Origin of the sequence: Bradyrhizobium sp. CCBAU 51753, assembly GCF_015291565.1 — a bacterium.
GTDB lineage: Bacteria > Pseudomonadota > Alphaproteobacteria > Rhizobiales > Xanthobacteraceae > Bradyrhizobium > Bradyrhizobium ivorense.
Genome location: NZ_CP030037.1, coordinates 4,237,274 through 4,249,240, shown reverse-complemented (window position 1 = coordinate 4,249,240; position 11,967 = coordinate 4,237,274). Strand labels below are relative to the sequence as shown.

Here is an 11,967-nt window from a genome sequence, read left to right as displayed (position 1 = left end):
CTCCCCTGAATTATTGCTGCCCTCGCGTATCACCTTCACCGGGCCGTGCGCAATGTATCACGGCTTGCCGGCCGGCCTGTCCGCCGTCTTGGCCAGCTCGCGGTTGTCGACATAGCGGATCATGATCGGGCGGCCGGCCAGCGCGCCGCCGAGCCCGCTGGAGAATTTCAGCGGCAGGCATTCCTTGAGCGAGGCGTTGATGGCGTTGAGATAGGTGGTGCGGGTGTCGGCCGGCACGCCCTTGGTGGAAAAGGTCAGCCGCGGCGCGCCGATCATCTCGCCGGAGCGCTTGAAGCTGAATCGCACCGACATCTGCATGCCCTCGCGCGCGTTGTCGGCCGGCGGCGGCGACCAGCAACTGCGCAGCGCGGCGAACAGGTCGCCGATGGTATTGAGATCATGGTCCGGCTTGCGGTACTTCTCGGCCTGGTCTTGCGGCGGCACGGTCAAAATCGTGAGCTGCAGATTTTCGCCATACGGATAATCCATCTCCGGCAGGCACGGCCCGTGGTTGAACACGCTGCAAGTGGACGGCGTGCAGGGTTCGTTGTCGAGCACGCTGCACGGCGTGTGCGCAAACGGCACCGGATTAACGCCCTGCTGGGCGTTCGCTGCCCTCGCGACGCAGAGGGCCAGCACGGCTAGGGTGAGGCAGATGGCAATGCGTCGGAGCATACGAGCGATCCTGAGTGCGCTCCGCAGAAAATGCTACCGCCGCCAAGGCACATCAAGCGGGGCGGCGTTCACGTCCTCGCGTGTGCCGCGGTGCAGCCCCTAACTCCGCTGTCATCGCCCGGTTAAACCGGGCGATCCAGTATTCCAGGGACGGCAGTGGTCGATCGAAAGGCCGCGGCGTACTGGGTCCCCCGGTCAAGCCGGGGGACGACAGTGAGTATGCGGCGCCAAGTATGCGGCGCTACGCCCGCATCTACGGCGCTTACGCCTTCTTCTTCACGTCCTTGACGTTGGAGAAGGTGATGCCCTCGGCGCGCTCGCGGGTGTAGCCGAGATAGAACTCGTTCTTGGCCATGAACACCGGATCGCCGTCGACGTCGTCGGCGATGCCGGAATTATTGGCGGCGATGAAGGCGTCGAGTTTCTTGCGGTCGTCGGAGGAGATCCAGCGCGCCAGCGAGAACTCGGAAATCTCGAACTCGACCGGCAGCGAATATTCCGCGTCGAGCCGCGCCTTCAGCACGTCGAGCTGCAGCGGGCCGACCACGCCGACCAGCGCCGGCGCGCCGTCGCGCGGGCGGAACACCTGCACGACGCCCTCCTCCGACATCTGCTGCAGCGCTTCCTTCAGCTTCTTGGCCTTCATCGCGTCGGTAAGGCGGACGCGACGGACGATTTCCGGCGCGAAGCTCGGCACGCCGACGAAGGTCAGATCCTCGCCCTCGGTCAGGGTGTCGCCGATCCGCAAAGTGCCGTGGTTGGGAATGCCGACGACGTCGCCGGCAAACGCCTCGTCGGCCACCGAGCGGTCCTGGGCGAAGAAGAATTGCGGGCTCGACAGGCTCATGTTCTTGCCGGTGCGCACCAGCTTGGCCTTCATGCCGCGGCTGAGTTTTCCGGAGCACAGCCGCGCGAAGGCGATGCGGTCGCGGTGGTTCGGATCCATGTTGGCCTGGATCTTGAACACGAACGCGCTCATGCGCGGTTCCGCCGCCTCGACCTTGCGCAGGTCGGAGTCCTGAGCGCGCGGCGCCGGCGCGAACTTGCCGAGGCCTTCGAGCAAATCGCCGACGCCGAAATTGCGCAGCGCGCTGCCGAAATAGACCGGCGTCAGATGGCCCTCGCGGAACGCGGCGAGCTCGAACGGCTTGCAGGCCTCGGAGGCCAGCTCGAGCTCGTCCTTGACGGTGGCGACGTCGAGATTGGGATTGCGCGCGCCGAGCTCGGCGATGTCGATCTGCTCGGTCGCGCCGGTCTTGGCGCCGCCCCCCTCGAGCAGCCGCACGCCGCCATTGACGACGTCATAGGTGCCGAGGAAGTCGCGGCCGCGGCCGACCGGCCAGGTCATCGGCGTGGTATCGAGCGCCAGCGTCTTCTCGATCTCGTCGAGGAGCTCGAAGGTGTCGCGGCTCTCGCGGTCCATCTTGTTGATGAAGGTGATGATCGGGATATCGCGCAGGCGGCACACCTCGAACAGCTTGCGGGTACGCGCCTCGATGCCTTTGGCGGCGTCGATCACCATCACGGCGGAATCGACCGCGGTCAGGGTGCGGTAGGTGTCTTCGGAAAAGTCCTCGTGGCCCGGCGTGTCCAAAAGGTTGAACACCAGATCGTTGAACTCGAAGGTCATCACCGAGGTGACGACCGAGATGCCGCGCTCGCGCTCGATCTTCATCCAGTCCGAGCGGGTGTTGCGCCGCTCGCCCTTGGCCTTGACCTGGCCGGCCAGGTTGATGGCGCCGCCGAACAGCAGCAGCTTTTCGGTCAGCGTGGTCTTGCCGGCGTCCGGGTGCGAGATGATCGCAAAGGTGCGGCGCCGCGCCACTTCCTCGGAAAGCGGCGTGCGGGTCGGCGATTCGGTTGTGACAGCGGTATCGGACATGGCGGGGCAGCGTTTGGCAGGGAAAACGGGCGCAATCAAGGGCGTTTTGTCGCAATGCGGAACGGCCGCACCATCCCCATATGGGGGGCGGAAGGACGACCTTCTCCTCATCGCACCATCAGCGGGGACGACCCTGCCTTATCTGGAGGGTTCGTGATGGCTTGGGCCATTCTGTTTACCGCTGGCCTGCTCGAAATCGGCTGGGCGATCGGCCTGAAATACACCGAAGGGTTTTCGCGGCTGGTGCCGTCGGCGCTGACGCTGGCCGCCATGGCCGGCAGCGTCATCCTGCTCGGCGTCGCGCTCAAGACGCTGCCGATCGGAACCGCCTATGCGGTCTGGACCGGGATCGGCGCGGTCGGTACCGCGGCACTCGGCATCTTCCTGCTGGGCGAACCAGCGACCGCGCTGCGCCTTGCCAGCATCGGGCTGATCGTCGCCGGCATCGTCGGCCTGAAACTCGTCGGGTAGTTATTTCAAGATCTGCACGACCCAGTACGTCAGCCCCGCAACCGCCGCCGACGCAGGGATCGTAATCACCCAGGCATAGACGATCGAACTCGCCACATTCCAGCGCACGGCGGAGAGCCGCCGTGCGGCGCCGACGCCGACGATCGCGCCGGTGATGGTGTGGGTCGTGGACACGGGAACCCCGAGATAGGTCGCCATGAACAGCGTCACGGCGCCGCCGGTCTCGGCGCAAAAGCCCTGCATTGGCGTCAGCTTGGTGATGCGCAGGCCCATGGTGCGCACGATCCGCCAGCCCCCCATCAGCGTGCCCAGCGCCATGGCGCTCTGGCAGGCCAGCACCACCCAGAACGGGATCTCGAAAGTCTCGCCGAGATGGCCCTGCGAGTAGAGCAGCACGGCGATGATGCCCATGGTCTTCTGCGCGTCGTTGCCACCATGGCCGAGCGAATACAGCGAGGCCGAGGCGAATTGCAGGATGCGGAAGGCGCGATCGACCGCGAACGGCGTCGAGCGCACCGACAGCCAGGACACGATCCCGACCAGCAGCAGCGCCAGCAGGAAGCCGACGAGCGGCGACAGCACGATCGCGAGCAGCGTCTTCGAAAGCCCGCTCCACACCGCCGCCGAAATCCCCGCCTTCGCCATCCCCGCGCCGACCAGGCCGCCGATCAGCGCATGTGAGCTCGATGACGGGATACCGAGCCCCCAGGTGATCAGGTTCCAGACGATCGCGCCGATCAGCGCCGCAAAGATCACCGTGGTGTCGACCACCGACGGCTCGATGATCCCGGTGCCGATCGTGTTGGCGACGTGCAGCCCGAATACCAGGAAGGCGATGAAATTGAAGAAGGCGGCCCAGAACACCGCATATTGCGGCCGCAGCACGCGGGTCGAGACGATGGTCGCGATTGAGTTCGCCGCGTCGTGCAGGCCGTTCAGGAAGTCGAACAGCAGCGCAACCGCGATCAGGATGACCAGGACAGGAAGGCCCAGCGTAGCGTCCACCTGACCCGCCCTATACCTGTTCGATCACGATCGAATTGATCTCGTTCGCGACGTCGTCAAAGCGGTCGGCCACCTTCTCGAGATGATCGTAGATCTCCGCGCCGACGATGAAATCCATCGTGTTGGCGTCGCGGTGCTTCAGGAACAATTCCTTCAGCCCGATGTCGTGGAGGTCGTCGACCCGGCCCTCGAGCTTGGTCAGTTCCTCGGTGATCTGGGTCAGCATCGCAACGTTCGGACCGATCGACTGCAGCAGCGGCAGCGCGCGGACGACCAGATTGGCGCATTCGGTGATCAGGCTGCCGATCTCGCGCATCGGCGGCTCGAACGCGCGCACCTCGAACAGCACGACGGCCTTGGCGGTCTGCTGCATCTGGTCGACCGCGTCGTCCATCGAGGTGATCAGACTCTTGATGTCGCCGCGGTCGAACGGCGTGATGAAGGTACGGCGGACGGCGGTGAGCACCTCGCGGGTGACGTTGTCCGCGTCGTTCTCGAATTGATTGACGCGCTGACAGAAGACCAGGGTCTCCTCGCCGCCCTTCAGCATGTCCTGCAGGGCCAGCGCGCACTGCACAGAGGTCTGGGCGTGCCGGGCGAACAGGTCGAAAAATCGCTCTTCCTTGGGCAGAAAGGCGCGAAACCAGCGCAACATGGGTCTATTCCATCGCTCCGGGACAGCCGGCAGCGACTGTCACAAAACTGTCATAGAACACATTGCGCAGAAAAAGCCACTGCTGACGGCCCCCCGAATGGGGTGCCGTCCACTGTTAAGTCAGCGAAAAATCCGGCTCCCTGCCCTACAGCGAACGCCGCAGCAGATGGGCGAGCTCGCCGACCAAGCCGCGGCGGAACAGCAGCACGCAGGAAACGAAGATCACACCCTGGATCACCGTCACCCACTGGCCGAAGCCGGCGAGATATTGCTGCATGGCGATGATCACGAAGGCGCCGACCACCGGTCCGAAGATGGTGCCGAGGCCGCCGACCAGCGTCATCAGCACAATTTCGCCGGACATCGACCAGTGTACGTCGGTGAGCGAGGCGTTTTGGGCCACGAACACCTTCAGCGAGCCGGCGAAGCCCGCCAGCGTGCCCGACAGGATGTAGGCGAGCAGCTTGTACTGGTCGGTCTTGTAACCGAGCGAGATCGCACGCGGCTCGTTCTCGCGGATCGACTTCAGCACCTCGCCGAACGGCGAGTTGATGGTGCGGTAGATCAAGAGGAAGCCGGCGAGGAATCCGGCCAGCACGACGTAATAGAGCACGGTCGGCTTGGACAGATCGAGGATGCCGAGCAGATGCCCCTGCGGAATGCCCTGAATGCCGTCCTCGCCATGGGTGAACGGCGCCTGCAGATAGATGAAATACAGCAGCTGCGACAGCGCCAGCGTGATCATCGAGAAGTAGATGCCCTGCCGCTTGATCGAGACGTAGCCGGTGGCGAGGCCAAGCAGGGCCGCGGCCGCGGTGCCGATCAGGATGCCGAGCTCGGGCGGCAGCGCCCACACCTTCAACGCATGCGCGGTCACGTAGCCGGCGGTGCCGAGGAACATGGCGTGGCCGAACGACAGCAGGCCGCCATAGCCGATCAACAGGTTGAAGGCGCAGGCGAGCAGCGCGAAGCACAGCGCCTGCATGACGAAGAACGGATAGATCCCCGTAAACGGCACGATCGCCAGCAGCACCGCCAAGATGGCGAACACGATCATCTCGTCGCGCATCGCGCGCGGCGTCATCGGAAGTGTATCGTCGGTCAATGCTGACATATCAGGCCGCCCGTCCCGTCAATCCCGTCGGCTTCACCAGCAGCACCAGCACCATCAGGACAAACACCACGGTGTTGGAGGCCTCGGGATAATAATACTTGGTAAATCCTTCGATCACGCCGAGCGCGAAGCCGGTGATGATCGATCCCATGATCGAACCCATGCCGCCGATCACCACCACCGCGAACACCACGATGATGAGATCGGCGCCCATCAGCGGCCGGACCTGGTTGATCGGCGCCGACAGCACGCCGGCGAGCGCGGCGAGGCCGACGCCGAGCCCGTAGGTCAGCGTGATCATGCGCGGCACGTTGATGCCGAAGGCCCGCACCAGCGTCGGGTTTTCGGTGGCAGCGCGCAGGTAGGCGCCGAGCTGCGTCTTCTCGATCAGGAACCAGGTGGCGAGACACACCACCAGCGAGAAGATCACGACCCAGCCGCGATAGATCGGCAGGAACATGAAGCCGAGATTGACGCCGCCCTTGAGCTGATCGGGAATAGCGTAAGGCAGACCTGAGGAGCCGAAATAGTTCTGGAACACGCCCTGCACGATCAGCGCGATGCCGAAGGTCAAAAGCAGCCCGTAGAGATGATCGAGCCCGGTCAGCCATTGCAGCATGGTGCGCTCGAGAATCATGCCGAAGATGCCGACCAGGATCGGCGCGATCAGCAGCGCCCACCAGTAGCTGATGCCGCCCAGATTGAGCAGGAAGTACGCCACGAAGGCGCCCATCATGTAGAGCGCGCCATGCGCGAAATTGATGATGTTGAGCATGCCGAAGATCACGGCGAGCCCCAGACTGAGCAGCGCGTAGAACGAGCCGTTGATCAGTCCCACCAGAAGCTGTGCGTAGAGAGCCTGCATCGATCGAGCTTTCGCTTAACTGGATGACGCCCGCCGGTCACGCCTGCGCGCCGGCGGGCACGATCGTCACTTCTTCAACAGCGCGCAGCTGCTCTTGTCGAGCGGCGTGAAGGCCTGATCGCCCGGCACCGTGCCGACCAGCTTGTAGAGGTCCCACGGGCCCTTCGACTCCGACGGCTTCTTCACCTCGAACAGATAGGCGTTGTGGATGACGCGGCCGTTGGCCTGGACCTCGCCCTTGCCGAACAGCGGATCGTCGGCCGGGATCTCCTTCATCTTGGCGACGATCTTGGCGCCGTCATGCGGATTGCCGCCGAGCGCATCCAGCGCCTTGAAGTAATGCATCAGGCCCGCATAGACGCCGGCCTGCACCATGGTCGGCGGCGCGCTGTTCTTCATCCGCTCCGAGAACCGCTTGGAAAACGCCCGGGTCTGGTCGTTCAGATCCCAGTAGAACGTCTCGGTGAAGTTGAGGCCCTGCGCCGTCTCGAGGCCGATCGCCTTGACGTCGGTGAGGAACAGCAGAAGCCCCGCGAGCTTCTGGCCGCCCTTGCCGATGCCGAACTCGGCTGCCTGCTTGATCGAGTTGGTGGTATCGCCGCCGGCATTGGCAAGGCCGATGATCTTGGCCTTGGAGGCCTGCGCCTGCAGCAGGAACGAGGAGAAGTCCGCGGTGTTGAGCGGATGCTTGACGCCGCCGACCACCTTGCCGCCATTGGCGGTGACGACGGCGGTGGTGTCGCGCTCCAGCGCCGCACCGAAGGCGTAGTCCGCGGTGAGGAAGAACCAGGTGTCGCCACCCGCCTTGACCAGCGCCTGTCCGGTGGCGTGGGCCAGCATGTAGGTGTCATAGGTCCAGTGCACCGTGTTCGGCGAGCACTGCGCATTGCTCAGGTCCGAGGTCGCGGCGCCCGAGTTGATGTAGACGCCGTTCTTTTCCTTCACGACATTGTTGACCGCGAGCGCGACGCCGGAGTTCGGCACGTCGACGATCACGTCAACCTTGTCGACATCGAACCACTGCCGGGCGATGGTGGTGCCGATGTCGGGCTTGTTCTGGTGATCGCCGGAGATGATGTCGATCTTCCAGCCCTTGTCCTTCAGCTTGGAGTCCTCGACCGCCATCTGCGCCGCCAGCGTCGAGCCGGGACCGGCGAGGTCGGCGTAGAGGCCGGACTGATCCGACAGCGCACCAATCTTGACCGTCTTGTCCTGCGCCGACGCAAGGCCCGCGGAAGCGAGCGTCAATGCGGTGCCGAGCAGCAGCGCCGAAATCATGTTCTTCATGTCGTATTCCCTCAGTCCTGAAATTTTCTGGTTCTGGCGGTCTTCAAACGCCAAGGTAGGTGTGGAGCTTGTCCATGTTGGCCGACAGCTCCGAATTGGCGAAACCGTCGATCACCTTGCCGTGCTCGACGATGTAGTAGCGGTCGGCGACGGTCGAGGCGAAGCGGAAATTCTGCTCGACGAGGAGGATGGTGAATCCCTCCGACTTCAGCCGCGCAATGGTGTGGCCGATCTGCTGGATGATGACCGGCGCGAGCCCCTCGGTCGGCTCGTCCAGCATCAGGAAGCGCGCGCCGGTGCGCAGGATGCGCGCGATCGCCAGCATCTGCTGCTCGCCGCCGGAGAGCTTGGTGCCCTGGCTGGTGAGACGCTCCTTCAGATTCGGAAACAGCGTGAAGATCTGCTCGAGCGACAGGCCGCCCGGGCGCACCGTCGGCGGCAGCATCAGATTCTCGCGCACGTCGAGGCTCGAGAAGATGCCGCGCTCCTCGGGACAGAACGCGATGCCCTTCCGCGCGATGCGGTCAGAGGACGCGCGGATGATTTCTTCGTTGTTGAAGCGGATCGAGCCCGAGCGCTTGCCGATGATTCCCATCACCGACTTCAGCGTGGTGGTCTTGCCGGCGCCGTTGCGGCCGAGCAGCGTCACCACCTCGCCGGCCTTCACGCCGAAATTGATGCCGTGCAGGATGTGGGATTCGCCGTACCAGGCCTGCAGGTCCTTGACCGTCAGCACCTCGGCGCCGGTGGCCGCCGCGGGCCTTTCCGCCAGTTTCGCCTCAGCCATGACCCGCTCCCAGATAGGCTTCCTTCACGCGCTCGTCCTTGGAGAGGTCGGCGTAGTGGCCCTCCGCCAGCACCTGGCCGCGCGTCAGCACGGTGATGATGTCGGAGAGGTTGGCAACCACCGAGAGGTTATGTTCGACCATCAGGATGGTGTATTTGGCGGAGATCCGCTTGATCAGCGCCGCGATCTTGTCGATGTCCTCGTGGCCCATGCCGGCCATCGGTTCGTCGAGCAGCATCATCTCGGGGTCGAGCGCCAGCGTCGTCGCAATCTCAAGTGCGCGCTTGCGGCCATACGGCATCTCGACCGCCGGGGTATTGGCGAATTCGCTCAAGCCGACGTCGTTCAGAAGCTCATGGGCGCGCGGATTGAAGCGGTCGAGCACGCTCTTGGAGCGCCAGAAATCGAACGACGATCCGTGCTGGCGCTGCAGCGCCACGCGGACGTTTTCCAGCGCGGTCAGATGCGGAAACACCGCCGAGATCTGGAACGAGCGGACCAGCCCAAGCCGCGCCACGTCGGCCGGCGCCATCGCGGTGATGTCCTTGCCCTTGTAGCGGATCTGGCCGCCCGTCGGCTTCAGGAACTTGGTCAGCAGGTTGAAGCAGGTCGTCTTGCCGGCGCCGTTGGGGCCGATCAACGCATGAATACTGCCGCGACGCACCTTCAGCGCGACGTCGCGAACGGCGAAGAAACCCGCGAATTCCTTGGTCAATCCGCTGGTTTCGAGAATGAACTCATCGGCCAAATAGAATCCCCCGTGCGCCATCGCTGCGAGGCCTCTCGCCCGCGTGGCCTGTTTTTCATGTTCGACGGAATGTCCGTTACGTCTTGGAAACCGTCCCGGAGCCCGCCGCCTCCGGGCCGGAATATGCCGTCATCCGCGGCGGTTACGCAAGGCTGAAAGCGCTGCACCGCGGTATCAGCCCTACCCTGTTCCGGTTGATCCTTAGTCGAATAGCCTCAGGCGGCCCTTTGCGCCTTGGAAAGCGGCCATTAACGGTGATTTGCTGCGCGCGCGGACTTTCACAGAATATTTCCGCCCTGTGGCCGAAGCTTGGAGCAATTTTCATGACGAGCGGCCATGGCCTTGCAATTCGAGAGCGCCAATCCTTCGGTGATCAAGTCGATCAGGCAGCGTGATTTCCTCAACACGTGGCTGCGGCTTTACGCCCGCGGCCAGACGATTCCGGGAATTGCGGAATTTGCCCCCGGGAGGATCGAGGAGGATCTGCCGGATCTCGTGTACTTCACCGTCGACACGACAGCGCGGGTGCCGCAGCTGACGATCCAGAGCGACGGCACGCGGATGGCGACCGCTTTCGGCAACACCGGCAAGGGCCGGCTGCTCGACGACTATTTTGGACCGCGGCTCGCGCCGCTCGTGATGCCGGTCTACTACGAATGCATCGCGCGCCGGCTGCCTGTCTACACCATCGCCCACATCGACGACATCTATGGTCGCGTGGTTGCCTATGAACGGCTGCTGCTGCCGTTCTCGGACGGCGGCCCGGTCAATCATCTGATCGCCTCGCTGAAGACGATCAGCGTGGATGGCAGCTTCGAAATCCGCAATCTGATGCGCGGCAACGACAAGCTGCCGGAATTCAAGCTCTGCGCCATCATCGATCGCGACCTGTTCCATCGCGCCCCTGGCCGCATCCCGCGCGGGGATGTGCTCGAGTTCGGCTAGCCGATCATGTTCCAGAGTGCCGATCCATCGGTAGTCAAATCGATCACGCAGCGGGTGCTGCTGAACGCCTGGCTGCGCGCGCTGCGCCAGCCGAATGCCCTGCCCTTGCCGCGCGATTTCCGCACCGACGGCTCCGCCGACGAGCGCGCCGACATGATGGAATTCGACGTGATCGGCAGCGGGGACGCCGCGCGCTTCCTGATCACGCAGGAAGGGACCAGGCTGGCGACGGCTTACGGCACCGAGCACATTGAGCCGGCGCAACGGGCCAACCGCTATCTGGATGATGCGATCGGCCCCGAGCGTTACGCGGGCGTGATCCTGTCCTATCGCGCCTGCCTGGCGCGCCAGCGCCCGACCTATACGGTCGCGACGGTGCAGGACGCCGACGGCAAGGACGTCTCGTATGAACGGCTGCTGCTGCCGTTCGGCCGCGGCGACAGCGTCGAGCACATCATCGGCTCCTACAAGGCGATCAGCATCGAGGGCGGGTTTCGGCTGCGCAATCTGATGGGCGTGACGGCGAAGACCGTGCCCGTCGTCACGGTGCGCGCGGTGATCGACCGCGCCTTCGTCCCGGCGGCGCGGCCGGCCGCGCGCGATTCCATCGAGTTGATTTAAGACGCCGAACCGCTGCGCGCTCAACGTTTCGGGTCGCGCCCGCGGATGCGGTCAAAGCTTTGCTTGATCGCGGCGAAGCGCGCTTCGATGATCGGCTCAAACTCGAGATCGGTGAAGATATATGGCCAGTCGTTTTCGACGCCTTCGCGGACGAGTTCGCCGACATAGACGGGATCGATACCCTGAGAGACGCGTTCCCGGATCAGATTGATCCGCTCGGCAAGTGGGCCCGAAGTCGGCATGGCCCGGACCGCTCCCTCGAAGCGCTTGGGGAGATTTCGCCCTGAGTCCGTGATTTGGGTGCGGATGAAGCCGGGACACAGCACCGATACGCCAATCCCGCGGGGAGCGAGTTCTTGCCGGAGTCCTTCGGACAGCGCGACAACGCCATACTTTGAGACGTTGTATGCCGTGCTTCCCCCTGAAATCAGGCCAGCGATCGAGGCTGTGGATACAATGTGTCCACCCTCGCCATGCTGCTCGATCAACGGCCCGAAAATCTCGATCCCCCAAATGGTCGCCATCAGGTTGACGCCCAAGGTCCAATTCCACGCCCCCTCGGTCCAGGTGCCGTAGGGCCCACCGCCACCGACACCCGCGTTGTTGACGAGGATATGCACCTTGCCATAACGGGCAGTCGTGGCTTCGGCGGCCGCCACCAGTTCGGCTTTGAGTGAGACGTCCGCTTTCACGCCGTCGACATCGACGTTGGTGCGCCTCAGTTGTTCGAGCGCTGCGGACAGAGCCGCTTCCTCAATGTCGCAAAGCATGACCTTCGCCCCCGCCTGGGCGAAGGCGGTAGCGATCCCGAGTCCAATGCCTGACGCTGCACCGGTCACGAACGCGGTCTTTCCAGCGAGTTCTTTCACGCGCATTCTCCCATGTGCAAGCGGACACTCTCACGCCAAAACG

Annotated in this window: 13 protein-coding genes; 3 read left to right on the top strand and 10 right to left on the bottom strand. The window is 64.0% G+C overall.

What is annotated here, in order from left to right; genetic code table 11:
- Positions 1–57: 57 nt before the first annotated feature.
- Both XH93_RS19085 and XH93_RS19080 read right to left on the bottom strand, forming a co-directional pair.
- Positions 58–675: a hypothetical protein gene (locus XH93_RS19085; RefSeq protein ID WP_194474734.1), complete on the bottom strand. Its 618-nt coding sequence runs from the start codon at positions 673–675 to the stop codon at positions 58–60.
- 262 nt (positions 676–937) lie between these two features.
- Complete coding sequence (locus tag XH93_RS19080) at positions 938–2,557, bottom strand: peptide chain release factor 3 (protein WP_194474733.1); 1,620 nt, start codon at positions 2,555–2,557, stop codon at positions 938–940.
- Between the two features lie 156 nt (positions 2,558–2,713).
- On the opposite strand from XH93_RS19080, the gene sugE reads away from it, so the two are divergent.
- Complete coding sequence (gene sugE, locus XH93_RS19075; protein ID WP_139861248.1) at positions 2,714–3,028, top strand: quaternary ammonium compound efflux SMR transporter SugE; 315 nt, start codon at positions 2,714–2,716, stop codon at positions 3,026–3,028.
- Here sugE and XH93_RS19070 read toward each other — a convergent pair whose 3' ends face one another.
- The 7 genes from XH93_RS19070 to XH93_RS19040 all read right to left on the bottom strand — a co-directional run bounded on the left by XH93_RS19070 (position 3,029) and on the right by XH93_RS19040 (position 9,489).
- Positions 3,029–4,033: an inorganic phosphate transporter gene (locus XH93_RS19070; RefSeq protein ID WP_194474732.1), complete on the bottom strand. Its 1,005-nt coding sequence runs from the start codon at positions 4,031–4,033 to the stop codon at positions 3,029–3,031.
- A 10-nt stretch (positions 4,034–4,043) separates the two neighbouring features.
- Positions 4,044–4,688: a DUF47 domain-containing protein gene (locus tag XH93_RS19065; protein WP_139483014.1), complete on the bottom strand. Its 645-nt coding sequence runs from the start codon at positions 4,686–4,688 to the stop codon at positions 4,044–4,046.
- 145 nt (positions 4,689–4,833) lie between these two features.
- Positions 4,834–5,802, bottom strand: a complete 969-nt coding sequence (locus XH93_RS19060) for a branched-chain amino acid ABC transporter permease (RefSeq protein ID WP_139483015.1) — start codon at positions 5,800–5,802, stop codon at positions 4,834–4,836.
- Between the two features lies 1 nt (position 5,803).
- Positions 5,804–6,667, bottom strand: a complete 864-nt coding sequence (locus XH93_RS19055) for a branched-chain amino acid ABC transporter permease (protein ID WP_139483016.1) — start codon at positions 6,665–6,667, stop codon at positions 5,804–5,806.
- Positions 6,668–6,733: 66 nt separating this feature from the next.
- Complete coding sequence (locus tag XH93_RS19050) at positions 6,734–7,954, bottom strand: ABC transporter substrate-binding protein (protein WP_139483017.1); 1,221 nt, start codon at positions 7,952–7,954, stop codon at positions 6,734–6,736.
- Between the two features lie 43 nt (positions 7,955–7,997).
- Positions 7,998–8,741, bottom strand: a complete 744-nt coding sequence (locus tag XH93_RS19045) for an ABC transporter ATP-binding protein (protein WP_139483018.1) — start codon at positions 8,739–8,741, stop codon at positions 7,998–8,000.
- Positions 8,734–9,489, bottom strand: coding sequence for an ABC transporter ATP-binding protein (locus XH93_RS19040; protein ID WP_139861252.1), 756 nt, complete (start codon positions 9,487–9,489; stop codon positions 8,734–8,736). Before XH93_RS19040 ends, XH93_RS19045 begins: the two co-directional genes overlap by 8 nt.
- Before the next feature lie 336 nt (positions 9,490–9,825).
- On the opposite strand from XH93_RS19040, the gene XH93_RS19035 reads away from it, so the two are divergent.
- Positions 9,826–10,434, top strand: coding sequence for a PAS domain-containing protein (locus XH93_RS19035; RefSeq protein ID WP_194474731.1), 609 nt, complete (start codon positions 9,826–9,828; stop codon positions 10,432–10,434).
- A gap of 6 nt (positions 10,435–10,440) precedes the next feature.
- Complete coding sequence (locus XH93_RS19030) at positions 10,441–11,055, top strand: hypothetical protein (RefSeq protein WP_246799666.1); 615 nt, start codon at positions 10,441–10,443, stop codon at positions 11,053–11,055.
- A 20-nt stretch (positions 11,056–11,075) separates the two neighbouring features.
- Here XH93_RS19030 and XH93_RS19025 read toward each other — a convergent pair whose 3' ends face one another.
- Entirely contained in the window at positions 11,076–11,930 is an 855-nt protein-coding gene (locus XH93_RS19025; RefSeq protein WP_246799665.1) for an SDR family NAD(P)-dependent oxidoreductase, read from the bottom strand.
- Positions 11,931–11,967: the final 37 nt, after the last annotated feature.